Source organism: Bergeyella cardium (assembly GCF_009914665.1).
In the GTDB taxonomy this organism is placed as follows: Bacteria; Bacteroidota; Bacteroidia; order Flavobacteriales; family Weeksellaceae; genus Bergeyella_A; species Bergeyella_A cardium.
Window position 1 is genome coordinate 1,397,363 of record NZ_CP029149.1, and the last position, 25,358, is coordinate 1,422,720.

Below are 25,358 nucleotides of genomic sequence, written 5' to 3' on the forward strand. Positions count from 1 at the left end.
AAGGGACTTCATTTGAAGTCCCTTTGCTTTTTCTTAATCATCTCTTAGAAAATCTCTCTGCCAGAGAAGTGGAATTGTGCTTCTATTAAAGCATTCTCATCGGAATCCGAACCGTGTACTGCATTCTCTCCTACGCTTCTTGCAAACCGTTTTCTGATTGTTCCCTCAGCAGCTTCGGCAGGGTTGGTAGCACCTATCAGCTTTCTGAAATCTTCCACTGCATTTTCTTTTTCCAAGACTGCTGCTACTATGGGTCCGCTACTCATAAACTCAACAAGCTCTCCGAAGAATGGTCTTTCAGAGTGTATGGCATAGAACTTTTTAGCGTCATCTACTGTAAGTTGAGTGAGTTTTAATGCTTTTATCTTAAAGCCTGCCTCAGTGATTTTTGATAAAATAGCACCGATATGCCCATCTTGAACCGCATCGGGTTTAATCATTGTAAATGTAATATCTGACATAAATCATATTTTTCGGGGCAAAAATAATCAAAAAAGTTTTATATGCTAGGGCTTTTTGTTTTCTGACAGACTGTTTTTGGCACGGGGTTTGTTACTAAGGAAAGCGATTCTCATGTTTAATTTGAGTTTTCATGGTTATTAGTTTTTACCCCGCGTCCTGCGGGGTTTTTATTTTATACTAATCCACACTCCCTATGTAGAATAGTCCTAAACACTTTTGGCTCTCACCAATTTGGAAACTTTCCTTTACCTGATTTACATACGCAGGGGAGCTCCAATAGCAGCCCAAGTTATAAGCGGTACACATCAGATACATATTTTGGACTGCCATTGCTACGGCTGCGATTTCCTCCCATTCAGGTACGATTACACTGAATTCGCAGATTAAAGCTACGACGGCATTCGCTTTTTCTATCTTAAAGCCTATATCCTGATATTTTTTATCTAAGAACATATTGGGCGGCACGGTATCCTTATAAATCTTTTGGAGTTCTTTGCCTAACTTTTTCTTTTCCTCACCTCGGAGAACTTTAAATTTCCAAGGTTTTGTCCGTTTATGATTAGGAGCAAGTTTTGCAGTGGAGACGATATCTTCCACTACCTGTGCAGGGATATCTTTATCGGTATAATCTTTTGGAAAAATGCTTTTCCTCTTCTCTATAATCTGTTTTAAAACTTCTATTTCCGTCATCATCATCTTATTTAGGATATTTTTGAAGCAGAGCTCGAAGTATTGCATAGGTTTCTATATCCATTATTCCATCGCATTTTTCTGGTCGGAAATGATATTGAAAAGCCTCTACAACCTTTTGTGTAGTGGTATCATTAGCTCCTGAAAGCTCTATTTTGTAGCCGAAATTTTTTAGCATTGTTTGATAATTAAATATAAAAGGAGCGCTTGATAGCTGTACTTCGAATTCCTCTGGAGTCATCTGGCTGATGAAGTATTGCTTAGTGGCATCGTCATACCACATCCCTATTTGATATTCATTATAGAGCCTTTTCCAAGGGAAGGTAGGACCAGGGTCTTGCTTTCTTGTAGGAGCTATATCTGAGTGCCCGAGTACATTGGTAGGGGGCATTTGATACCTTGTAATGATATCCTTAGCCAGAGCAGCGACTTTTCTGAATTGCCATTCAGGATAATCTACAAAAACTTTCTTACCCTCTACTGTGGTATAGCCTTTATTCACTATTTCTATACCTATCGAGTTGTCATTAAGCTGCTCAAAGCCTCTCCAGTAACTAATACCTGTGTGGAAAGCCCTTTTATTTTCATCGACCAACTGATAAATTTCATTGTCATTAGTATCATTTACAAGGTAATGAGAACTTACCGACTGCTGGGTAAGAACCATTGCAGATTTTTCATTATCTAATGCGGTATAATGAAGAATAAGAAATCTCTGTCTGAAATTCTGACCCATAGAAGGGAAGTAATCTTTGGTTACTTTATAGCCAGCAGGTTTTGCAGAGACTATGGAACCGTAGCTCGTGGTATTATTATTCTTAGAAGAGTCTGCAATATTTTGAGGGAAAAAATCATAATTCCCTATATGAGTAATTTCGGGTTTTTTGTGTTCTGTAGTGGTAGTGGTGGTATTGGGTTGGTGTGGAATTGGTTTTTTATGCGTTTTATTCTGAGTTGAGCAAGAAACTGCACTTATCATTAATGAAGTGATAAATAATAAATTATATTTTGATTTTATCATTTTGTTAAAATTAGGGTTCAAAAGTACGAAAAAAAACTTCCCCAAAAATTTGGCAGATAATAAAAACTCTTATATATTTGCACTCGCAATTAAGGAACAGACGGTCTTAAAAAGTATTGCAAGGAGGGTTGCCGGAGTGGTTAACGGAGCAGTTTGCTAAACTGTCGACCCGAAAGGGTCGCAAGGGTTCGAATCCCTTACCCTCCGCACAGAAAACGGGGTGTAGCGTAGTCCGGTCATCGCGCCTGGTTTGGGACCAGGAGGTCGCAGGTTCGAATCCTGCCACCCCGACAAATAAACTTCCCCTCGGGAGTTTTTGCTTATTACTCATAACAAAATGAAGGGTGCGTAGCTCAGCTGGATAGAGCATCTGCCTTCTAAGCAGACGGTCAAAGGTTCGAATCCTTTCGCGCTCACTTTTAGAAATTAAAGCCTTACAAGGAATTGTAGGGCTTTTTTTAGTTGTGTATAGAGAGTACTAATTATAAGAACTTTAATAAGTCATCATTAGTTAGTAATATTATTGTTTTTTTCGTATTCTTTAATAAATAAATCAAAATCAAAACTCCTTTGTTGACAATTGTAACAGCAGTAAATATTAAAATTCTGAAGAAATACTGTGTCAAATGATTTGTCCTCAATTCCATAAGTCCATATAAAATATTTTTTTAGTATATCTACTGCCTTTTTTGATAAATTTAAATGTTCTTTCCAGAAAGATCTTATATTTTCTAAGCTATAATATTCTTTAATAAAAGTAACATAAGAATCACCTTCTTTTCGGTTTCTAATAATTTCAAATATTTCTTCTTCTTCTTTATTATGACAGTAAGAGTATTTCGATAATTTATAAAGAATTTCTCCATAATGTTCAGGTAGGCATATTTTATTTCTTTCTTTTATAATATTATCTACTTCTTTTGTAATGTTGAATTCTCTTTCAATTTCTGTATAGCTAGTATTTTTATGTTTTATCATCATAATATAATCACGATTAAGATTTTTAACAATTGAATCTCCAGCTTCATCTTTATAAACTTCAAATTTTTTAACAATAAAGGAATTGTATCTTTCAACAATATCATGATACTCATTAAGGTTAAAATCGTCATCTATTATATGTAAAGTCTCTAATAAATTTTGTTTTTTATCAATAAGATGCTTATATTTTTCTGAAAAATTATCATCTATTCTTGCTTTGTATTCAATTTTTTCCCATATGAATTTCTCAAACCACTGTCTGAAAAAAATTACAGCTTCACTCTCGGGATATTTATAATCTAATTCTTGAATATCAGAAGGAATAGTAAAATCAATATAACTACGATGTAAATATTCACAATCTTTATATAAGTGATATGAAGCATTATCTCTTCCCTTGAAAAATACCCTATCCTTGGTATCTTTTTGAGAAGGAATAGGCTTATAATATTCAATATTCTCATTATCTCCTTCTTTTATGAGTAATTTGATATTGCATAATTGATTTAATTCAAGTTGATTAAATATAGGATAAAGTAGCTCATTATTATAGAGATAATCTAAAAACTCTTCTAATGTAATCTTTTCCCAATATTCTTTTGGAATATTAATGTTACCTGTTAACTGATTAAAAGTGGAAATAGTAATATAAGCCATAATAATTTATTTTAATATTGCCATATATGGCATTTAGGTTAGCAAAGCTAATAAATAGTTTTGACTTGTCAAATAAGTCAAGTGGAAAAATCTGAAATCCTTAAAAATATAGGACGAAAAATCAAAGAGATTAGGCTTCAGAGAGGTCTTTCCCAAGTAGAACTTGTTGGCAAAATGGAAGGAAATATAGACCCAACCAATATTTCTAGAATAGAAGCAGGAAGAACTAATCCTACTATTATTACTCTTTTTAGAATTTCAGAAGCATTGGAGATTCATCCAAAGGATTTATTAGACTTTTTTGTTAAGTAGATTTTAGTAAAAGTGAGCCTTTCATATGGTGGCTTATGTACTAAATTTGCCATTTATCGTATAGAAATTATGAAAAAAACTATTTTTAGTCTTTTGGGAAGCGTTGCCTTTATTATTGCTAAGGCGCAAATCAGTCCACCTGGGTTGGGAAGGGATACGAATGTAGGGAGCTGGTCTGCATTGGGAATAAAGAAGCAGCTGAACGAGGAGGGAACGAAAAAATCACTTGCCTACATCGGAGTGGGGAATACAAGCGAACCCAATAATGATAATCCCTTTTCTAAAAACTCAATTTTGATTCTCAATTATGAGATGTATAGAGATTTTGCACCTAACCATCAATACACTTATGCTGTTAGTTACAGTAGAAAGAATGAATATTCAGATGAAGCACCTTATAATAAAGAGGGTGTGAGGCAGGAGTTTAAGATTTATGCTCGTTACAGTTATACTTTAAAGCCATTTAACCGATGGAAATGGAAGAATACGCTAAGGCAGGAAGTGAGGAAATTCTACGATGCAGATTTTAATAATGCAGATGAAACCTTGCAACTGAGAACTCGTGTAAAGGCTCAGCTTACCTATGCGCTGTCTTCAAAAAATAATCAGAAACTTCATTTTGGGGCAGAAGCATTTTTCAGTACAGGGTATAAAATCTCTGCTGAGCCGTCTTATTGGTCGCCTTTTCAGTATAAGGAAACCCGATATACCTTTTTCTATTCATTTGATATCCCGAATACGGCGCTCACGATGGATATCGGCTATATGAACAACCAAGTGCGAAATAATCCTAAGGCTAAGTACGGAGTACATTATGCAGCAATAGACCTTATATGGAACCTTCCTTATAGATGAAAATTATAAAAAAAGCCCCCAAAAGGGAGGCTTCTTTTTTTATTACTCTATGAAGTTTTAAAAACTCACTTTCGCACCTAAGAATATATTACGCCCCATACGAGGGATATTCCCCCAGTCGGCATAGGTGCTATAATGGGTATCTAATAAGTTCTCGGCACCCACCTGCAATTGAAGGTTCCTTCTTCCGATAGGCAGGGTATAATCAGCCGACAGGTTATAGACGATGTAGGCAGGAGTTTTATCCTCTCCATACTCGGCACTGAATGCGGTCTGCTCAAAATCTCCATTTACAGAAGCCTGCACAGAAAACTTATCATTATTAAACCTAAGGCTCGTCTGATAGCTTAGCGGACGAATAAACGGTAGATTACGACCATTAAAATCCTCTCCTTTTGCGTAGGTGAGCATACCTTTCCAATTCCAGTTATCGGAGAAGGTATACTTCATATCCAGCGAAGCATTAAAGATTTTAGCATGTTCTAATCCCGTATAGCCTTTTACTCCTACCGATAGAATATTCATTGGATAACCGATATTCAAAATCTTACCGATGATATAATTCTTAATATAGAAGAAATTGGCTTTTGCTTCTGCACTAAACTTACCACCTTTGAAGCTCGCGAGGAAGTTGGCTTCGTGGGAGATTTCATTTTTCAGGTTAGGATTACCGATATAGTCGTATCTATCAAAACTGTTGTAGATATAGTAGCCATAGCCTTCGGAGACGGAAGGTGCTCTGTGCCCGTAGCCCAATCCGAAACTGAAACTAACAGGTGAGAAGTCCACTTTATACGAACCATAAAGGCTCGGGAGGAACCTTGTAGTCTCCTGAGGAGCTCCAGGGTGGAATATCCAAGCGAAATCCATATACTTCGCTCGGTTGTGGTGAAGGCTGGCAGAGCCTCCAAAATTAATAGAGCTTCTCTCACTTATATCCCATTGATTGCTTACTGATAGCCCGGCATAGTTTGTAGTAACTACGGGCCAGGTATAGGCAAACATCAGAGGGAGTCCATAGGCTTTTGGATACATCGTCATCTCTGCTGTAGATTCATTTTGATAGCCATTAATCTGTATCTCGGAAGCAAACTTACGCTCCTTTATTACCAGTTTGGAAAGAAGTCCATAAGTGGTGCTCCATCCTGGCATATCCATATGCACTGGGTTGTTTGGGCGTTTGGTATCATCCATATAATGTTCTATCGCATTAAAATAGAACTTGGTGTCCCAAACTTTTATCATCTTATCCTCGAATAATTGTTTATAAGATGCAGAGGTGATGAGCGCCCTTGCAAGCCATACATCCATAGGGAGAGCGGGGTAGCCCACATCTTTTGCCAAGTCAAAGATAGCATCTACCTTTACTGCAGAGAGAGGACTGGTCTTAAAGCCCAAGCCTACAGAGGTATTAAACTTATTGTATTGAGAATGGAGTACTTCCTCTCCACCTCCTGCTTTATAATTACTTGCAGTACGATAGGAAACACTTCCATCTACAACAAATCCTGGGGTGGTATAGTACACATCTCCAAGGTTAAAAAACTGGAAGTTGTTCAGCTCAGCACCTGTTTGATAAGAACCACCGAATTTTTCAGTAGTAGAGAAAGAAAATCTCCTTCGTTTGAGGTCTATTGCGCCAGCGATGGTAGAGCCGTGCAGACCACCTTCCTGACCAGACTGTATGTCTATCTTGGAAAGGTTGTTTGTCTCTACATAGGAGGTAATGGGATCCATCTTGTCGGTACACGCTCCGAAGATGTGCATACCATCAATGGTTACCACTTGTCTTTCGCTGTTCATATTATTGAGGAGAGGCTCCCAGGCGTAGGCCCCTCTTTTCACAAAGCTAATATTATCCGATGATGCCAAGTACTCGTCTACTGAGCAGTTGAGTTTTACATCATTTTGTATCTTTTTCTTTGCAAAGGTGGTTAGCGTTACGCCTTTTATTTGTTTTATACTATCTTTTTTAACTTTTTGTGCATTAATCCCAATGCCAATAAGGCATAGTGGGAGGATAAGTTTCTTCATAGAGGATGATTATAATCTGTTTTTTTAGAAAATGATGTCTATAAACAATTCACTTTTCTTGCCCCATACATTTGGAGTGTGGTGGTGTGGCACTTTTGTTCCTTTTATAACGGTGCCATTCTTATCTTTGAAGATGAAGTTGAGCGTCCAAAGCCCTGTCATTGTATAGTTCACCACTCCGTGATACATTTTATCAGCCTGTTGAGTAAGGTGCTTGTTATTCGGTGAAGAGTGATTGCCCATAGATGGGTCTGGCATCCTTGGGTCAAGCTCCAAAGTAGCTCCATCTACTATGGTATATGAGAAAAGACTTGGGTCTGGTTTGTCATTGTCAATTTTATGCTCAAATGCTCCGTTTGCAGGCTTGATATATTTGTACAGACCTGCCGTTAGAGGGTTTTCTTTAACTCCAGGAGTTTGTGGTTCTACAAGGGCAAGGGTATATTTCTCACCATCATTACCCATAAACTCAGTGAAGTTTCTATTGAGATATTCCAATGGAAGACTGCTTACATCTACATCTTTTTTCACTTGATAATCTACCCCTTTTACAGTATAGGAGAGGTAGAGAGACCAGTTTTTAATAGTGTTTTTCAGTTTTGCTCTTACATTTCCATTGGCATCAATTTCATATTCTATAGCATCATTTGGGTTGTTGAATACCGCAAAGCCTTCAAAAGCCTTTTTATCAGACTTAAACTCTAATTCATAAAGGTGTGGACAAGAGCTAGAAAGCCCATTATTAGTATTTGTCTGAATTGGTAAAAATTTGAAGGAGTGAACATGTATTTTCTGCTTTGAGTTTGCATCAAATACTTCTACCATAAGGGAATTGTATCCGCTAAAGAATTTCCCACCAGGAGTCTGCATAACAATCTGATGTTCTCCATTTGTAAAGGTAAGTACAGGCATCATTGTAGTTCTGTCTCTTCCTCTTGGGTTGTTATCAAAATCAGTTCTATCTGTTGTACAAGAGAGGTTGAATGCCAAAATCATTAGGCATAAAAATTTTAAGTATTTCATTTTTTTGGGGTTTTAATAGTAATTAATAATTTAAATTTTTTTGAATCAAAATTGATAAGGTAATGAAATACTTATGCAGGCGGACTGAGGAAATCGGGTGAGAGATTGTCCCAGAACGGGATCTTATAATAAAATAAATGCTTTACTTGCTCAAAATCTTGAGTTGTGGTAAGGAGGGGTAGGGGAGACTCCCAATAAAACTCTTTTTGAAATTTGGTAAAGTCAAAATTGGATTCTTTCGCTGTGTTTGGATCTTCTTTGGATACTTCTTTCAGCTTACATTTCCCCTCGCAGTGTAGGTTTTTCTTGTCTTTATTGATGCAGAAGTTTTCTATAAAACCTTTCTGATCTATAGTATAATAAAGGTGATACACAGCACCTCGAACCGTGCTGTAAAGAATCAGCAGGCTCAAAACAAATGAAATGATATGTTGTGTATTCCTTTGCATTGTTGCAAAAATAAAGAAATAAATTATATATAAATATGATAAAAAGCAGTAAAGTATACCATAGCCAATGAGATGTTTTAGAGGTACAACTTCTTTTTGTATTTTAATGGAATGATGAATTTTAAACTTGTGTTTTATTAATGTAAAAGCTTACTGCCTGATACTAATAGCTAGCCGCTAAATTATTATTATCTTTGCCAATAAAATAGGTTTAAGAATGAAGACTCAGAAGATAGGAATTACCTTTTCTGCCTTTGATTTACTACACGCGGGGCATATCAAAATGTTGGAAGAAGCTAAAACGGTTTGCGATTACCTTATCGTAGGGCTGCAGCTAGACCCTACGCACGACCGCCCGCAGAAGAACAAGCCTACACAGTCCGTCGTAGAGCGGTATATTCAGCTAAAAGCCTGCCGCTCGGTAGATGAAATTATCCCATACAACACGGAAGAAGATCTAATGGACATCCTTCAATCTTTTGTGATAGATGTTCGCATTATCGGTGATGATTATAAGGATAAAAACTTCACTGGTAAAGAATATTGCGAGCAGAAAGGAATAGAAATCTACTATAACAAAAGGGACCACAGATTCTCCAGCTCAGCACTGAAAAGAGCTGTATACGAGCAAGAAAGATCCAAAATAGAAGTTCCGAGTAAAAACTAATAATTACTAAATTATTCATCAAAAATGAAGATAAAAGAAACGCCACTTAAAGATTGTTACATCATAGAGCCTACGGTCTTTGAAGATGAGAGAGGCTACTTCTATGAAAAGTTTAATGAAAAAAAATTCGAGGAGCTCACGGGGCTTAATGGGCATTTCGTTCAGGATAATGTTTCAAAATCCTCTTACGGAGTGCTTCGTGGGCTGCATTTACAAAAGGGAGCGTTTGCGCAGGCAAAGCTCGTTTCCTGCCTTGAAGGAAGCGTGTGGGATGTAGCCTTAGACCTTAGGGAGGAGTCTCCGAGTTTCGGTAGGTGGTTCGGTATAGAGCTTAGTGCGGAGAATAAATTACAGTTTTATGTTCCGAGGGGCTTTGCACACGGTTTTGCCGTTCTTAGTGATGAAGCAGTCTTTGCCTATAAGTGTGATAATTTCTATAATAAAGAATCCGAAGGCGGCATACTTTGGAATGATTCAGACCTTAATATCGATTGGAAACTTCCTGCAGAGGCAGTCATCTTATCCGAAAAAGATAAAGTACAGGCATTATTTAAAGATAAAAATTACTAAAAAGCAATGAAATCAATTATTATAACTGGTGGAGCGGGTTTTATTGGCTCCCATACGGTAAGGGAGTTTGTGAAAAACTTACCACAAACGAAAATTATTAACCTCGATGCCCTTACCTATGCAGGGAATCTTGAAAACTTAAAGGATATAGAGAACGAGCCGAACTATATCTTTGAAAAGGCAGATATTACCCAGCCTGAAGAACTCAGACGGGTGTTTGAAAAGCATAAGCCCGATGCTGTAGTTCACCTCGCAGCAGAAAGCCATGTGGATAGGAGCATCACCGACCCGAATGCTTTTATCAATACCAATGTAGTGGGCACAGCGAATTTGCTCAACCTCTGTAAAGAGTTTTGGACGCTTAACCCAGACCATACGCACGGCAGATTCCCAAACGAAAAGCGCAAAAATCTTTTCTATCACATCTCCACAGATGAGGTGTATGGTGCATTGGGAGAGACGGGATTTTTCACAGAGGAGACGCCGTATGACCCTAAATCTCCATACTCCGCGAGCAAGGCGGCGAGCGACCATTTGGTAAGGGCATACGGGAATACTTACGGGATACCGTTCATCGTTTCTAATTGTTCCAACAACTATGGCCCCAACCACTTCCCAGAGAAATTAATTCCGCTCTGTATTTTCAATATCATTAATGAAAAACCTCTTCCTATCTACGGAGATGGTAAATATACCCGCGACTGGCTCTTTGTAATAGACCACGCGAGGGCAATTTTCCAAATCTTTAATGAAGCGAAAACAGGGGAGACTTACAATATCGGAGGCTTTAATGAGTGGCAAAATATAGATCTGATAAAAGAGCTCATCAAGCAAATGGATGCCAAGCTCGGCAGACCAGAAGGCTACTCCGAAAAGCTCATTACCTTTGTGAAAGACCGTCCAGGGCACGATAAACGATACGCAATAGACGCTACCAAGCTCAATAGAGACCTCGGCTGGAAGCCATCGGTAACCTTTGAGGAAGGATTGGCGAAGACGATAGACTGGTTCCTAAACAACCAAGAATGGTTAGAAAATGTAACCAGCGGTGAGTATCAGAAGTACTATGAAAAACAATACAATTAAAGATTAAAATGAAAGGAATTATTCTTGCGGGAGGGTCGGGTACTCGGCTTTATCCCCTCACCATAGCCGTTAGCAAGCAGCTAATGCCCGTTTATGACAAACCGATGATTTATTATCCCATCTCTACGCTGCTTTTGGCAGGAATTAGGGAGATTTTGATTATCACAACGCCGCACGACCAAGAAGCCTTTAAAAAACTACTTGGCGATGGTTCGCAAATCGGTTGCAAGTTTGAATACAAGGTTCAGCCCTCACCAGATGGGCTTGCACAAGCGTTTATTCTGGGAGAAGAATTTATAGGCGAAGATTCCGTAGCCCTTGTTTTGGGTGATAATATCTTCTACGGTTCTGGGCTCTCTCAGCTTTTGGAAAGTAAGACCGATGTAAAAGGAGGCTGCGTCTTTGCTTATCCCGTTTCCGACCCAGAAAGATACGGCGTAGTAGAATTTGACGAAAACCAAAAGGCAATCTCCATAGAAGAAAAGCCATTAGCTCCGAAATCAAACTACGCGGTGCCAGGTTTGTATTTTTATGATAATTCTGTGGTGGAATACGCCAAGAATCTGAAACCATCAGCGAGAGGCGAGCTCGAGATTACCGATATTAATAAAATTTACCTTGAAAAAGGTCAGCTCGAGGTGGGTGTGATGAGTCGCGGAACCGCTTGGCTGGATACTGGGACTTTTGACTCCCTTCACGAGGCTTCTGAGTTTGTGAAAGTCCTCGAAAAAAGACAAGGCGTAAAAATCTCCTGCATCGAGGAAATCGCCTACAAAAAAGGCTTTATCGATAAGGAGCAGCTCCTAAAATCCGCAGAGAAGTACGGCAAAAGCGGCTACGGAAGCTACTTGAAAAAACTGATTTAGCACATAATAAAAGAGGAGATTCGTATGAGTCTCCTCTTCTTTTTTTACCACTTCTTCCTTTTAGAATAGATGAAGGTAATGATGACGATAAGCGCCATTATTCCAAGAGTAATGTAGTAGCCATACTCGGTTCGCAGCTCGGGCATATGCTCGAAATTCATCCCATAAAGCCCCGCAATAAAGGTAATTGGGAGGAAATATACCGAATAGATTGCCAGCAGTTTCATCACTTGATTTGCCTTTTGGTCAGAGAGTGCGATGAACATTGAGATTAAGTTGTTGACCTCCGCTGTCAGGTGTTCAAAATCCGAAATCACATCTTTGTGCTTATCCTGTAAGTCGGTATACTGAGCGTGAGAGATATCCAGAAATCTAAAATAATTCACCCAAGATGAGGATACATTCAGGATTTTTAGGTTGAGCCCCGCCTTTCTTTTAATCCTGTACAGCCTTGTGATGAGGTGGTTTTCCTTAGAATCTCTCAGAAAAATATCAGTTTCTATCTGCTCGAGTTTATCCATCAGCAGTACACTTTCTTTATCGTAGGAATTGAGGACTTTTAATGCGAGGTTCAGGGCAATCAGGTCTGGTGTAATCTCCGTTTTTAGTTTTTTTATTTCTTCCCGAAACTCGTAGATGCTTGGGTTTTTCATCCTGTGAATGGTGAGTATCGTTCCATCTAAAACGAAAATACTGAGCTTTGTGGAGATATCACTCGTCCCATTCAGTGTGCCACTTTTAGTCTCTGGCCGTATATTTTCCCTCATCAGGAAGAATTTCACATTTGCCTCCTCTTCATATTTTGGGAGGTGATTTACATCAATTGTATCTTCGAGAAGCAGTGGGTTGATTTTAAATCGCTCTTTAAGGTAAGCAAAATCCTCTGCTGTAGCCGATTCGCAGTCTATCCATTCACAGCCCTCAGTTTGGTAAATAATATCTAATGCCATCTGATAAAATTAAGATTGCAAATATAAAAAGCAGTAGGCATTAGGCAATAAGCAATAGGCTTTAAGCAGTAAGCAATAGGCAATAAGCGAAATTCTGCCATCCTATGCCGACACCGTAGCCGGTGGGGCACTTACTCCGTCAGGATACCCCAATACCTTAGTTAATTATCCTGTCGGGGTACCCCGACGCTTTAGTTAGGTACTTAATTGCTCTGTCGTCATATGACGACATCCCAGTTATGTAGATAATTGTGCTGTCGTCATAGGAAGATAAGATAATTGCTTGCCCTGCTAAGGGCTAAAGTAGGAAGAGGAGAGAAAAAAGGAGGAATATAAAGATAAAAATATCAGCACCTATAAAAAGATGCTGATACGGATTAGAATATATGAGATGATTATTAGTTTATGGTTATTTTTAGCGTGTTGGCAACTGCTGGTACAGGGAATTTATTTCCCACTTTTTGTATTGGGTTATTTTCTTTTTCTGGTGTACCTCCGAAGAGGGCTTGTCGGTTCCCGGCTCCTGGGAATTGATCTACGCCAGTCCCTGAATCAAACAGTGAAGTTCTGTTGGTTACATCGCCTTTATGTTCTGCAGAGATGTTTTGTTCATTGGTATAAAACCAGTCGTTTGAAAATCCAAACATAGTGGCATAAGCTACTTTAGCACCTGTTTCTACTTTGTAGGTAGCCATCATTTTTTGCCCAGGAGCTACGGGAGTATTGCCAGCAATATATACTTCTTTTACACTTTTATCTTTTTTGAGAGATTCTTGTAATTTAGAAAAATCACCTTTTTGGGAAAGTTCTTTCAGACCGAGTCCCTGATCTTTTTTGTTTAGCTCATAGAGAGGGTTTTTCTCTCCAGTATATACTACTACCAAAGCTGGTGAAAGCCCTGTAATAATACCTGTATTTGCTTTTACTTTATTGTAAAGTTTTGTGATATCTCCCATTTGTGCCACATCGGTAATCTCTGGATTAGTCTTTTCCTTTACAGTAAAGAATGGTTTCTCGGATAAAAGCTTTTGTCCATCATAATTAGAGACTACCCAGACTCCATCTGAAAAAGGGGTGAGGTTTTGGGTTTTATCTCTAAGATTAGCACCTGCTAATTTACCTTCTGAAGTATTGGTGATTTTTAGAGTAAATACAGAGGTAGATTCGTTATAGGATAATTCAGCTTTCATTAGTTCTCTTACTTTTAGGACATTTCCTCGGGTTTCAATTACTTTATCCTCTGGGGTACCCGTTATCTCATCTTTAGTACCATTATCCCAGACTGTAAGCTGTGAAGAGACATCTCCAGTAATGGCATTCCCATTGTCATCAAAGAGTTTAATACCCGGTTGTTTGGAGGCGAAGAACCAATCGTAGGAGTTTGCAAACATAGTGGTGAACATTAGCCTCTGAGTCTTCCCAGCACTGAATGTAATACTCACAGATTCCCCAGGTTTAATTCCTTTAAAAGTACCGCTTTGGCTGAATTCTTTCGGGGTAATGATGTTTTCAAAAGTGATGGTTCTCTCCATTTTTGATTTCGCATCATCAGACATCATATTGTCTCTGTTGTGGCAAGATGATAAGAATGATACACTTACAATTCCTGTAGCTATAGTTGCTACTTTTAAAACATTTTTTCTCATTAGTTTGAATTAGTTAATGGTTAGTTTATATTAGTTTTCTTATTTATTTTGGAGGAGGTAGAGGTAGTCCCCGTATCCTTCGGCTTTCATTTGCTCTTTGGGAATGAATTTTAATGAAGCTGAATTGATACAGTATCTAAGTCCTCCTTTATCCTGTGGCCCATCAGTGAACAGATGCCCGAGGTGGCTATCACCCATTTTACTGCGTACTTCGGTGCGTATCATTCCGTGAGATTTATCTATTTTCTCATCAATAAGTCCCTTGCTGATAGGTTTGGAGAAGCTCGGCCATCCACAACCTGATTCAAACTTATCGGTAGAGATAAAAAGAGGCTCGCCAGTGGTTATATCTACATAAATACCTTTTCGAAATTCGTTCCAATACTCGTTATCAAAAGGTCTTTCGGTTGCACCGTTTTGGGTTACTTCATATTGTAGAGGCGTGAGGTTTTTCTTTAATGATTCAGCAGTCTGCTTCTTAAACTCCTTTTGAACGGGGTTTGCTTTCTTTGCAAGCTGAAAGAGGGACGGATTGATATGGCAGTATCCTGCAGGGTTTTTATCTAAATAATCCTGATGATAGTCCTCTGCTCTATAGAAATTTCTTAGGGGCTCGTTTTCCACTACTACAGGTGCATTGTATTTTTGGGAAAGTTTATCGAGCTCTTGTGAGATGATGAGCTTATCAGATTCATCAGTGTAATAAATCCCCGTTCTATATTGTGTGCCAATATCTCCTCCCTGCTTATTGAGGCTCGTAGGGTCTATGGTCTTAAAGTATAAATCCAATAAAAGACTTAGAGAAACCTCGTTGGGATTATAAACTACTTTTACGGTCTCTGCAAAACCTGTCTCTGTGGAGCAAACTTGCTCATAGGTTGGGTTTTCTGTATTTCCATTGGCATAGCCCACTTCTGTGGAAACTACCCCTCTTACTTGTTTGAAGAAATGCTCTGTACCCCAGAAACAGCCTCCTGCAAAATAGATTTCCTTTCCTTTTTTTTCAGTATTTACTTCCATATTTTTTAGTTTTTCCTTTGTTTGAGATGAGCAACTGAGTATTGATATCATCAAAGCCAAAATACAACTACTTTTTAAAATAATATTTTTCATCTTGTTTATTTGTTATTTGAATATCCTAAAAGTACAGCTCCCAAACCCAGATAGCATAAATCTTTCAGTATAAAGAAGTCAGTTATAGGGATATTATCCACCATACGAAATGTGTTGGGAGTAGTGAAAAGATAGCTGAGAGTGATAGAAAATAGGATAAGCATACCTGCCCCAGCAATATTCCACAGCTTCCTGAAAGTAAATCCTAATAGCAGGAGGAGAGCAATGCTGATTTCTATAATTCCTATAATATTTGAAACCGTCTGTAAGCTGAATTTTTCATATACCCAAAAGGTAATAAAGTGATTTTCTACCAAGTCTTGTATGGCTTTTGCTTCACTTGGGGTGAATTTAAAAATACCTATCCAAAGAAGAATTAATGATGCAGCGAAGATTTGTATGTAAAATCCTGTTTGCGAAATTTTATTATTTAATCTTTTTGTCATTTCTTTATACAGAAAGGAGAGGTTTTGTTATGGTTTTTCTCTCTTTCACCATTATAGTCGTACAAAGTGTGAGAACCTGACAAAAAAGCAGCCTAATTTTTTAATTTATTTTTAATTTTTTCTTTAAATAGCTGTATTTCAATATTATTAATTTCGGTGTTTTTTCTTTTGTTCAGCAGGTTTTTTAGTCCTTGATCTATTTTTATAATCTTTTCCTGATACTTTCTACAAAATTTACAGATGAGAAAATGAGAATTTAGCCTGAAACTTTCGTACAGGTTAAGGGCTCCAGAGTTTTTTTTCTCCATAAGCAAACTAGCTTTGCTACACGGTAAGAAGATATGATGTATTATTTTAACTAACATTGGCTCAAGGGGATTAAATCTTTTGTTCTATACATTCTCTTATTTGTAGTCTGCTTCTTTGCAGTATTTTCCATAGGTTAGTCGTGGTAATTCCTATTTCCTGACAAATATTTGTGGCTTTTTCTTCCTGTAGATAATATAATTTCATTAGGATTTTCCAGCGGTCGGGGAGCAGTTCCAGACAGTCCTCTAAGAAAGTTTCCCAGTTGTCTTGGGATAAATTTTCTTCATTAAGATCATATTCCCAATCGTTTAGAACGCTTTTGTCTATCCAGCTACCAGACTCATCAAAGAAATGATTAAGGCTTATGGACTGTGGATTTCTGTATTTTGCACGATAGAAATCTGATATTTTATTCAAGAGAATTTTATTAAGCCAAGTGAGAGGATTACTCTTCCCCTCGAATGAATCGTAGGATGAGTATGCAGAAATAAAAACCTCCTGCACGATATCTGACGCATCTTCATCGTTTGAAAGTAAATATACAGCCCTGCTGAGTAAGGCCTCGGAATATTCATCTACCCACCGAGAGAGTTCATCTTCTTTAGACTTCATCATTTAGTTTTGTTTGTTAATTCCATATTTTCATAGGGCAACTTCTTCTTATTTTCTCGTTTGCAAAGACCAAGAAATAGAAGGAAGAATGGGCAAAAATAAAATAAATTAGTTTTAAAAGACTAAATACAGGATATTTTTAGCAGAATACTCATAATAAAACAGACAGGATTGTTAATATAATATATTTTTGTGATTTTACGGGATAAATTGTACTAAATGTCAATCATCAAATAAGATTAAAGCAGGTTTTGTACGAGAGCAACAAAGATATGTTTGTGTATTAAAAAATGTTTGTATATTTGCAGAGTAAAGTGTAGGGTGATTCCGCGCATTACGCCAGTCACCTATATAAGGCGACTTTTTATTTATAGATATATAGTTTATCTCCCCCTTATGTATTTTAAATTATATTAGCTTTAAGCGTGTTTATATTTCTCTTTAAGATAAATTTATTGATGATATATTGAATGATTGTCGCTGATATTATCTCGCTGATTATCAATATTTTAAATCCTTAAAAGACTTTTGCATAATTTCTTTTTATTATAAATTGGATAGACTAACGTTTCTATTATTTTTCTCTTTTTTCTGAATAATGAAAATTGAGGAACATGTTTTTTTTGATTACTCCTTATAGAGACATCTAATAGAATATTAGCATAATTAAACAAATCTATTCGAACATCGGTAGATAAATATCCTTTATTTCCAATCAAGGTACAATTCTTTATTTACTCACGAACATCTTTTAAATAATAAATGTTATGGACAGAAGTTAGGGTAATGTCAAAGCTATGAATCACATCGCGTAACGAGCAAATAGTATGTGGCTTATATTCATAAAAGTGTGAGCTTTAAGATGTATAGTAACCATAATTTGGTGATAAAAATACTTCTCTTTTACAAATTTTTGAACAAAATGCATGGGCATTTTCGCAAATTTTTTCGGCTACTATCTATTACAAAAATATTTTCAAACTCGTTAAATTCTTTTGCAATCCTTTGTCTAATCTTTCTGTAAAGGGAGCTAACTTTTGTTTTCGTTTGTTATAAACGCTTATTTCTATATTGTCAGTCAAGGAGTTATCTACTATTCTAAAAAGCTGTAAATCAATATCTATATTTAAATATTCAGCCACAGTATTAAGATATATTAATTTCAAATCGTTCATTATAGGTTTCCTTCTTTGGAGAGGAAGAAGGTGGTGTGAAAAAAACTTTTCTAAAACATTTAAAAACCTTTCATATATTTACCCTATATTTATCCTAAGTTATTTATTTTTATTGCGTTTTCACAAAATAATATACTGATATCTCAGTTAAATGAACAACTTTTTCCTATTTATTTTTATAATGCATAATGGGTTATTAAAAATAAATTTGTACATTTGTGTCACAATTGGGGGGCATCAAACCTCCCCGCACCTTAATCTCGAAATTAAAAAGAGTTAAGTCAGAGCGTAAATAAATTATTTACGCTCTTTTTTATAAGTATAAATTACTTCTCCATCTTTATTGATAATAATAATACTCAAAGGCATTTGGTTAAATTTATCATTTGATAATAAGTTTAATTGCTTTTTTATATTATTTATAGGTACAAATTCATTGAGTTTCAATGCTATAAAATCAGCTTGTTTACTACCCTCTTTTATCATATGCCAAAGTTTAGACTTCTTGTATTTTCCCTCATAACTTTCCACTTCCCAAAAGTTTTCACCTACCTTTAGGTCGGGGACTTTTCCATAATGAGGATTGCCGTCAAAATGATAATCATACTCCCTATTGCTAGGTTTTATTTCTGGCAATACTTTTACTGGTTCATTTAGGTGATTTTTCAATGCTTTAGCGACTATCAGCTTATTTTCATATTCTCGCTCTATTCGTGGGCGTTCATTCTCAGAAGAGGTATTTTTTTTTGCTAAATCAGAGATATAAATACCATCCTTATATTCATAGTTTAATCCTTTTGTTAATAGATGGTTAGGGCGTGCATTTTTCTCGGTAAATACTTCCACTGTTCTTCTTGTGTTATTTAGAAATTCCTTAGGTGGGTCAATTATACTCTTCTTGTATGCATGTGCCTTTAATTCTTCAATTAGTATAAACATGTATTTGTATTTTAAGGTTATTAGTATCTTTTTTTATTCTCCTTTAGATTGAAAATAACAGGCTTGCCGGTGGTTATTTGTACCTTGTGACCGGCTATCCATACAGCCCCTCTTCTACTATGTTGGGCTTATCATCATTAACCTTTGACTCCGGAAAAAGAGCAAGGAATTAAAATTTGGTATCTTTTATATCCTTTTTTATTTCCTTGTTAAAGATGAGTTTACAGTTACAATTTAAAGGTTTCAAGTTGGATTTTATACGATAGAATTTATCGAGTTTCTTTTGTTCGTCAGCCTTAAAAGGTGAGGATATATCTTTTGTCTACCTTTTTAATTTCTCTTTTTAAGGAGTCATTGATCTAAGGCTACTCGATATAGAAATGGATAGATATGCCAAGGCTTGTAGTCTCTTTATTGAGTTGGTAATATAAATTCCAGCATTTCAGTATAGTTGCCTTTTGACAAAATATGGCAAGTATATAGTACTCATCCTTGTGTTTCTCAAAGAGATCCATAGCCTTATTATCTCCGTTCATTTTATAGGAGGTGTAGTGTAGGATACAAGGTATTTATACTTATGCCACAACAACGCCTTCCCATATTTCAAAGATTGGAAAAATTTCCCAATTTTAATAAGGGGGGGGTATTGTTATATGTATGTTATTTCGAATTCTATATTTTTTTATTGCTTTGTTTTTACAATTAATTATAGATTTCAATATTTTTAACAAATATACTAAATACCTATTTTTCTATTATAATGCTAGACCTAAAAGCCTATAAAAAGCCAGAAGCTAATAGCCAATCGCTAACGGCTATCTATGCTTCGCAAGACGAGCAGGAAACAAAATTTACCATCAGTTCTTTAGATACGGAGGAACTTCTCTGATAGTAGAGTGATTTTACTCCTTTGCGCCACGCTTCCAGAATTACATAGTTTACATCTTTTACTGGCATAGACGATGGTATTTGTAGATTGAGCGACTGTGCTTGGTCGATGTACTGCTGCCGCTGTGCCGCTTGGGAAACAATCTCCATTGGTGAGATTTCCTTAAAGGTTTTAAACACGAGTTTTTCCTCGTCCGACAGTTCTTTTAAGTGCTGTACAGAGCCGTGGTTTAGCATTATGCTTCTCCAAGTCTCCTCGTCGTCTATACCTTTTTGCTCCAAAACCTTTTTCAGGTACTTATTTTTACGAATGAAGTTTCCTTTTGCGAGCCCTGCCTTGTAGTAGTTTGAGGAGAAAGGCTCTATCCCTGGTGAGGTTTGCCCGAGAATAGCCGAACTGGAAGTTGTAGGAGCTATCGCGAGAAGGGTAGCATTTCTCATACCGTAGCCTTTCAGAAGTTCTGGTTCGCCATAGATATTGGCAAGCTCTCGTGATGCCGCTTCTGCCTGCTCTTTTATATGTTTGAATGCACGAGCGTTGAACTGCGTAGCTTCGAAGCTCTCGAAAGGTATCATATTTTTTTGCAGATAGGAATGATAACCGAGTACTCCCAAGCCTAACGCCCTATGGCGCATAGCGAAGTTTCTCGCACCTTGGAGGTAATAATTGCCCTCGGTTTTTTCTATAAATTCTGAGAGTACAGCGTCTAAGAAGTAGATGGCAAGCTTTACGGCATTGGTATCTTTCCATTCGTCGAAGAGTTCTAAGTTCATCGAAGAGAGGCAACAGATAAAGGATTCATCTGTGGTGGAAGGGAGCATTATCTCGGAGCAGAGGTTGCTCGAATTAATCATCAAACCGAGATCTTTATAAACCTGAGGTTTATTTCTATTAACATTATCGGTAAAGAAAATGTATGGCAAGCCTTTTTGCTGTCGGCTTTCGAGAACTCTTGCCCAGATTCTCCGCTTCTCTGCATCGCCGTCTATCATATCTTGCATCCAGTAGTCGGGTACGCAGACTCCAAAGAAAAGGTTCTGTATGGGTGAGCCTATGTCTTTTATCGTTAAAAACTCCTCAATATCCCCGTGGTCTATATCAAGGTATGCGGCAAATGCACCTCGGCGTACACCCCCTTGAGACACGACATCCATAGAAGTATCAAAGAGTTTCATAAAGGATACGGCGCCAGAAGATTTCCCATTATCGGTTACGGCAGTGCCTCTGTGGCGTAGCTCGCCGAAGTATCCAGAGGTTCCTCCACCGATTTTGGTCTGCATAATCACCTCCCCCATCTTGTGGGTAATGCCCTCTATACTGTCTGGGATGTGGACATTGAAACAAGAAATCGGTAAGCCTCTTTGCGTACCCATATTTGCCCAAACGGGTGAGGAGAAGGAAATCCACCCTTTGGTAATCATTTCCTTAAAGGCAGTTTTCAGTTCGGGTTTGTATAGTCTTTTCGCAGCGGCAGTCGTGATTCTATCGATGGCGCCTTCTACGGTTTCGCCTTTGAGGAGGTAGCCTCGGTTGAGCATCTGTTCAGACTCGTCATTGAGCCACCATATTTCTTGTGTTTCTTCCATTATTTTTCCCAAAAATGTTTTATTATTAAACTTTGATTAATCTTATTATTTCGTTAAAAAAAATTAATTCTGTAATAGAGATTCCTGCTATAGAATTTAAATCTACCTTATTTAAGACTATCATCTTTTATGAGGTTAGGTTTTGTAATAAAAACCTTTATTCCTCGTCGAGATTGAATCTATCGCAGGGCTCGGTAGCTCCGATTTTGAATTTATTAATATGCGTAAATACTACGGCAGGATCGGCTTCCATAAACTGGAGGGCTTTCTTCACGCAGTAGTCCATTTTATACGCTACGGAGATACAGGCTCTGTGCCCATTTACGATTGCCATACCGAGGTAGAGGTGTTCTCCCCATTTAAAGTTCTCGGTGTGGTTTTCATCAATTTCTTTTAAAATTTTCTTTGTCATCCAATTACTTATTTCGTTTAATTTATTTCAAACCGCTTACAGGCTTTGAGCTCTCCTACTTTTACCTTGTTGATATAGGCGAACTTAATCTGAGGCACGGAGGTGGCAAACTGCTCGGCTTTCTTGATGCAGTAGTCTATTTTGTATGCCACTGCGATGCAAACTTTCTGCTCGCCTACGAGTGCCATCGCCATATAGATGTACTCTCCGAGCCTGAATTTATCGGACTTTATATAGTCCAACTCCTGTAGAATCTCCTTTGTCATAGTCATTTCATTTAATTATTGAGTGTGGAATCCTAAGAATTAGAATAAATCATCTCCAGTGATGGATTTATCGTGCTTCGTGTATGCCGTTGGTCTTTTGGCAAAGAAGTCATCCAGCTCATTAGCGAAGACATCTTCATCAAACCATTTCATTTTGGAGTATTGCTGTGGTGTTATATCAAAAATCTTGTTATATCCCAGCTGAGTGATCGCCATATCTACCCTGTACTTCATAAAGTTTAGCACATCTTCCTTTGTGTAGAAGGAGAGCTCGCCGTTTTCATAAATCCAATCTAACAGTTCGGATTCATAGCTTATATAGTCCTTTATAATGGTCTCTAAGGTCTCCTGAGAGAGGCGCTCCTCTGGGTATTCTTCAAAGATTTTACCGAGGATATAGACCCCTGCGTTGGCGTGGGTTTGCTCATCTACGGAAGTCCAAGCGATGATATTGGCAGTATTCTTCATATATCCTTTAAACCTTGTGAAAGAGAGTATATTGGCAAACTGGCTGAAAAGCGAAGTATTTTCAATTACAATGACGAAAAACAGAAGCTTATTAATAAACGAAATGTCTTGTCCAAAGTGTTTCTCGAACAATTCGAGCTTTCGTTTGAAGATAGGGACTTCTACTAATTTCTCAAATTCATTGTTGTAGCCCAAGACTTCCAACAGCCTGGAATACGCCTCGCTATGCCTGAATTCAGACTCTGCAAAGGTTGCCCCCACGCCATTAAACTCTGGCTTTGGGATGTACTTATAGAGATCTCCCCAGAAAGTCTTCACGGCTACCTCTACCTGTGCAATGCCTAAGAGGCTACGCTTTACGACCTCCTTCTCGGAAGGTGATAGGTTAGACTTGAAATCCTGCACATCGGCAGTGAATTCTACTTCGGAATGTACCCAAAATGATTTGTTCATTGCATCGGTAAACTGCAAAACTTCTGGGTACTCAAACGGTTTGTAGCTTACTCTTTTGTCAAATATTCCCATAGTATTTTCATTAAGAAATTGATTGATCTACTTGTTCAACTGAATAAAAAAAGAGTTTTTTCTCTCTCTTATCGCTGACGACAAAAATATAAAATGCATCCTAATCTCAAAAGGCAGAAAAAATAACCATTTGATAGGAAATACTTAAAGTTTTCCACAATTATAGCAATGTACTATCAATAAAGGCTTAGCGCAATGTCCAAATCTTAGAAGTGCTTTAAAAGGGTTTTTTAATTAAATAGAAAGTTATAAATAATTGAATTTAAATATAATATAATTAAACAAAAAAATTAGTACCTTTCGAATTGTAACATTTGTATCAAAAGCATTACTTATCCCTCAAATGGAAAATTCTATGTCTCAACCTTTGCTTAAAATAGAAAACCTACACAAATCCTATGATATGGGGCTGTCTAAGCTCCATGTTTTAAAAGGCATTAATCTCAGCATTTCGGAGAGAGAATTTGTATCTATTATGGGCTCTTCGGGTTCGGGTAAGTCTACCCTGCTCAATATCATCGGTATTCTTGACCAAAAGGATAGCGGTACTTATGAGCTCAACGGTATCCCGATAGAGCATTTGAACGAATCAAAGTCGGCAGACTACCGTTCCAAATTCCTCGGTTTTGTCTTCCAGTCATTTAATTTAATTAGCTATAAATCTGCACTTGAAAATGTAGCTTTACCGCTCTACTACCAGAATGTAAGCCGAAAGGAACGCAACAAAAAAGCAATGGAATACTTGGAAAAAGTAGGCTTGAAAGACTGGGCAAATCACCTACCCAATGAACTCTCGGGAGGGCAAAAGCAAAGGGTCGCCATAGCACGGGCATTGGTAACCAATCCGAGAATTATCCTCGCCGATGAACCTACGGGCGCTTTAGACAGCAAGACCACTCACGATATTATGAAGCTCTTGCAGGAGATTAATAACGAAGGGAAGACCATCATCATCGTAACCCACGAACCCGATGTAGCCGCCCAGACCAAAAGGAATGTCTTCCTGAAAGATGGTATAATAGAAAGCGATGAAGTCATTGAACAAGTCGTGCTCTAAAACCCATCAATAAAGCGAAAGCCGAAGAATTTTAACACTCAACTTAAAAACCGATTAGAATGTTTGATTTAGACCGCTGGCAGGAGATTTTTAGTTCTATCCGAAGTAATTTGCTTCGGACGGTGCTCTCTGGTTTTACTGTGGCTTTGGGCTTGTACATTTTCATCGTGCTTTTTGGGATAGGTAATGGTCTGGCAAATGCCTTTAATCAAGGTTTTAGAAGTGCTCAGAACCTTATTACATTCTCTACGGGGCATACTTCTATTGCTTATGCAGGGCTTCAATCTAACCGAAAAATCAGTTTTAATAATACCGACCTCAGTAGTATAAGAGAGGAAAATAAGGAGAATATAGAATACTCAGCGCCAACTTATACCACATACTGGAAGGTGAAGTACGGCAAAGAAAGTGGGGGCTACAGAATCAATGGTGCAGGAGAAGAGGAAGTCTATATTGCCAATAGAAAAGTTTTGGACGGACGATACCTCTCTCCAAGGGATATTAAAGAGAAGAAGTTCGTAGCCGTTATCGGGAGAATGGTACAGAGAGACCTTATAAAAAACGGTACACCTATCGGTAAGGAGCTGGACATTAATGGAACTGCATTTAAGGTGATCGGAGTTTTCTCGGATAATAATGGCGACTGGGAAGAGCGCACCATCAGTATTCCTGTTAGCACAATGCAGCAGCTCAGGAAGAGTTCGGATACCCTGTCGAGAATATCCATTACCTACGATATGAAGCTCTCTACCGACGAAGCCATAGCCTTTGGTGATGAGGTGAAGCGCCAGCTCCAAGAGCGAAAGAAAGTATCTCCAGAAGATGAGGAAGCGATTACGGTATTCAACAACGCAAAGAATGGTAAGGAAGGAGCGATATTTATCGGTGTTATTGGGATTATTGTAGGTTTTATCGGTATTGGGACACTTATCGCAGGGATTATCGGCATCAGTAATATTATGGTGTATATCGTAAAGGAACGAACGCTGGAAATCGGAATACGGAAGGCGATTGGAGCTAAGCCTATGAGTATCGTAGGGCTTATCTTGCAGGAGAGTATCGTGATTACGGTATTATCGGGGATTATTGGGGGGGCTTTGGGCGTTTTGTCATTAAACCTCATCGGAAACAGATTTGAAGAATACTTCATCTTAAACCCGAATGTAGGCTGGGGAGTTATCATTTCTGCATTTATCTGCCTTATCATTTCTGGGGCTATTGCGGGCTTTGTACCTGCCTATCGGGCATCAAAGATAAAACCCATAGAGGCATTAAGGGGATAATTACTCATA

General features: G+C 37.7%; 25 protein-coding genes, 3 tRNA genes and 1 pseudogene. 11 read left to right on the forward strand and 18 right to left on the reverse strand.

Translation table 11 applies throughout. The features are described 5' to 3' along the window. Positions 1-44: 44 nt before the first annotated feature. The 3 genes from DBX24_RS06430 to DBX24_RS06440 all read right to left on the reverse strand — a co-directional run bounded on the left by DBX24_RS06430 (position 45) and on the right by DBX24_RS06440 (position 2,173). Positions 45-461, reverse strand: a complete 417-nt coding sequence (locus DBX24_RS06430) for a nucleoside-diphosphate kinase (protein WP_245957203.1) — start codon at positions 459-461, stop codon at positions 45-47. Positions 462-639: 178 nt separating this feature from the next. Next, the gene (locus tag DBX24_RS06435; protein ID WP_309568986.1) at positions 640-1,158 is read right to left on the reverse strand and encodes a nitroreductase family protein; all 519 of its coding nucleotides are present in this window, start codon (positions 1,156-1,158) and stop codon (positions 640-642) included. Position 1,159: 1 nt separating this feature from the next. Continuing rightward, entirely contained in the window at positions 1,160-2,173 is a 1,014-nt protein-coding gene (locus DBX24_RS06440; RefSeq protein ID WP_120489442.1) for an N-acetylmuramoyl-L-alanine amidase, read from the reverse strand. A gap of 122 nt (positions 2,174-2,295) precedes the next feature. Here DBX24_RS06440 and DBX24_RS06445 point away from each other — a divergent pair. The 3 genes from DBX24_RS06445 to DBX24_RS06455 all read left to right on the forward strand — a co-directional run bounded on the left by DBX24_RS06445 (position 2,296) and on the right by DBX24_RS06455 (position 2,589). Next, positions 2,296-2,380, forward strand: a tRNA-Ser gene (locus DBX24_RS06445). Positions 2,381-2,389: 9 nt separating this feature from the next. Next, positions 2,390-2,464, forward strand: a tRNA-Pro gene (locus tag DBX24_RS06450). Between the two features lie 51 nt (positions 2,465-2,515). After that, positions 2,516-2,589: transfer RNA gene (locus DBX24_RS06455), tRNA-Arg, on the forward strand. 91 nt (positions 2,590-2,680) lie between these two features. Here DBX24_RS06455 and DBX24_RS06460 read toward each other — a convergent pair. Next, the gene (locus DBX24_RS06460) at positions 2,681-3,811 is read right to left on the reverse strand and encodes a hypothetical protein (RefSeq protein ID WP_160224345.1); all 1,131 of its coding nucleotides are present in this window, start codon (positions 3,809-3,811) and stop codon (positions 2,681-2,683) included. An 81-nt stretch (positions 3,812-3,892) separates the two neighbouring features. Here DBX24_RS06460 and DBX24_RS06465 point away from each other — a divergent pair, with 81 nt between their 5' ends. Both DBX24_RS06465 and DBX24_RS06470 read left to right on the forward strand, forming a co-directional pair. Continuing rightward, entirely contained in the window at positions 3,893-4,123 is a 231-nt protein-coding gene (locus DBX24_RS06465; protein ID WP_160224346.1) for a helix-turn-helix domain-containing protein, read from the forward strand. 69 nt (positions 4,124-4,192) lie between these two features. Then, complete coding sequence (locus tag DBX24_RS06470) at positions 4,193-4,978, forward strand: porin family protein (RefSeq protein WP_160224347.1); 786 nt, start codon at positions 4,193-4,195, stop codon at positions 4,976-4,978. A 57-nt stretch (positions 4,979-5,035) separates the two neighbouring features. On the opposite strand, the gene DBX24_RS06475 is transcribed toward DBX24_RS06470, so the two are convergent. The 3 genes from DBX24_RS06475 to DBX24_RS06485 form a co-directional block, all read right to left on the reverse strand. Continuing rightward, entirely contained in the window at positions 5,036-7,012 is a 1,977-nt protein-coding gene (locus DBX24_RS06475; RefSeq protein WP_160224348.1) for a porin family protein, read from the reverse strand. A gap of 24 nt (positions 7,013-7,036) precedes the next feature. Further along, complete coding sequence (locus DBX24_RS06480; RefSeq protein WP_160224349.1) at positions 7,037-8,035, reverse strand: hypothetical protein; 999 nt, start codon at positions 8,033-8,035, stop codon at positions 7,037-7,039. Positions 8,036-8,106: 71 nt separating this feature from the next. Continuing rightward, positions 8,107-8,484, reverse strand: a complete 378-nt coding sequence (locus DBX24_RS06485) for a hypothetical protein (protein WP_120489436.1) — start codon at positions 8,482-8,484, stop codon at positions 8,107-8,109. Between the two features lie 217 nt (positions 8,485-8,701). On the opposite strand from DBX24_RS06485, the gene DBX24_RS06490 reads away from it, so the two are divergent. From DBX24_RS06490 to rfbA, 4 genes are read left to right on the forward strand one after another with little or no spacing between them, the layout of a single operon-like run. After that, positions 8,702-9,151, forward strand: a complete 450-nt coding sequence (locus DBX24_RS06490; RefSeq protein WP_120489435.1) for an adenylyltransferase/cytidyltransferase family protein — start codon at positions 8,702-8,704, stop codon at positions 9,149-9,151. 24 nt (positions 9,152-9,175) lie between these two features. Further along, the gene (rfbC, locus tag DBX24_RS06495) at positions 9,176-9,721 is read left to right on the forward strand and encodes a dTDP-4-dehydrorhamnose 3,5-epimerase (RefSeq protein ID WP_120489434.1); all 546 of its coding nucleotides are present in this window, start codon (positions 9,176-9,178) and stop codon (positions 9,719-9,721) included. Between the two features lie 6 nt (positions 9,722-9,727). Continuing rightward, the gene (gene rfbB / locus DBX24_RS06500; RefSeq protein WP_120489433.1) at positions 9,728-10,807 is read left to right on the forward strand and encodes a dTDP-glucose 4,6-dehydratase; all 1,080 of its coding nucleotides are present in this window, start codon (positions 9,728-9,730) and stop codon (positions 10,805-10,807) included. An 8-nt stretch (positions 10,808-10,815) separates the two neighbouring features. Continuing rightward, entirely contained in the window at positions 10,816-11,673 is an 858-nt protein-coding gene (gene rfbA, locus DBX24_RS06505) for a glucose-1-phosphate thymidylyltransferase RfbA (RefSeq protein WP_160224350.1), read from the forward strand. 44 nt (positions 11,674-11,717) lie between these two features. Here rfbA and DBX24_RS06510 read toward each other — a convergent pair whose 3' ends face one another. The 11 genes and pseudogenes from DBX24_RS06510 to DBX24_RS06560 form a co-directional block, all read right to left on the reverse strand. Then, the gene (locus DBX24_RS06510) at positions 11,718-12,623 is read right to left on the reverse strand and encodes a CorA family divalent cation transporter (protein WP_120489431.1); all 906 of its coding nucleotides are present in this window, start codon (positions 12,621-12,623) and stop codon (positions 11,718-11,720) included. Positions 12,624-13,021: 398 nt separating this feature from the next. Next, positions 13,022-14,269, reverse strand: a complete 1,248-nt coding sequence (locus DBX24_RS06515; protein WP_160224351.1) for a spondin domain-containing protein — start codon at positions 14,267-14,269, stop codon at positions 13,022-13,024. Between the two features lie 39 nt (positions 14,270-14,308). Next, complete coding sequence (msrA, locus tag DBX24_RS06520; protein WP_160224352.1) at positions 14,309-15,382, reverse strand: peptide-methionine (S)-S-oxide reductase MsrA; 1,074 nt, start codon at positions 15,380-15,382, stop codon at positions 14,309-14,311. A 5-nt stretch (positions 15,383-15,387) separates the two neighbouring features. Continuing rightward, entirely contained in the window at positions 15,388-15,828 is a 441-nt protein-coding gene (locus DBX24_RS06525; RefSeq protein WP_120489428.1) for a DUF417 family protein, read from the reverse strand. A 378-nt stretch (positions 15,829-16,206) separates the two neighbouring features. Then, entirely contained in the window at positions 16,207-16,752 is a 546-nt protein-coding gene (locus DBX24_RS06530; RefSeq protein ID WP_221407575.1) for an RNA polymerase sigma factor, read from the reverse strand. A 400-nt stretch (positions 16,753-17,152) separates the two neighbouring features. Next, positions 17,153-18,002: pseudogene (locus DBX24_RS06535) on the reverse strand (IS982 family transposase). Between the two features lie 219 nt (positions 18,003-18,221). Further along, positions 18,222-18,863 (reverse strand): CdiA C-terminal domain-containing protein, encoded by a 642-nt coding sequence (locus DBX24_RS06540; RefSeq protein WP_160224353.1) that lies wholly within the window; start codon positions 18,861-18,863, stop codon positions 18,222-18,224. Positions 18,864-19,682: 819 nt separating this feature from the next. Then, positions 19,683-21,338, reverse strand: coding sequence for a ribonucleoside-diphosphate reductase subunit alpha (locus DBX24_RS06545; RefSeq protein ID WP_120489425.1), 1,656 nt, complete (start codon positions 21,336-21,338; stop codon positions 19,683-19,685). Positions 21,339-21,495: 157 nt separating this feature from the next. Then, positions 21,496-21,750 (reverse strand): hypothetical protein, encoded by a 255-nt coding sequence (locus tag DBX24_RS06550; protein ID WP_120489424.1) that lies wholly within the window; start codon positions 21,748-21,750, stop codon positions 21,496-21,498. Between the two features lie 17 nt (positions 21,751-21,767). Beyond that, on the reverse strand, positions 21,768-22,016 hold the full coding sequence (locus DBX24_RS06555; RefSeq protein WP_245957201.1) for a hypothetical protein: 249 nt from the start codon (positions 22,014-22,016) through the stop codon (positions 21,768-21,770). A gap of 39 nt (positions 22,017-22,055) precedes the next feature. Then, complete coding sequence (locus DBX24_RS06560; RefSeq protein ID WP_120489422.1) at positions 22,056-23,009, reverse strand: ribonucleotide-diphosphate reductase subunit beta; 954 nt, start codon at positions 23,007-23,009, stop codon at positions 22,056-22,058. A 367-nt stretch (positions 23,010-23,376) separates the two neighbouring features. On the opposite strand from DBX24_RS06560, the gene DBX24_RS06565 reads away from it, so the two are divergent. Together DBX24_RS06565 and DBX24_RS06570 are read left to right on the forward strand one after the other, a co-directional pair. Then, the gene (locus DBX24_RS06565; protein WP_160224714.1) at positions 23,377-24,066 is read left to right on the forward strand and encodes an ABC transporter ATP-binding protein; all 690 of its coding nucleotides are present in this window, start codon (positions 23,377-23,379) and stop codon (positions 24,064-24,066) included. A gap of 59 nt (positions 24,067-24,125) precedes the next feature. Beyond that, positions 24,126-25,349: an ABC transporter permease gene (locus DBX24_RS06570; protein ID WP_120489421.1), complete on the forward strand. Its 1,224-nt coding sequence runs from the start codon at positions 24,126-24,128 to the stop codon at positions 25,347-25,349. Positions 25,350-25,358: the final 9 nt, after the last annotated feature.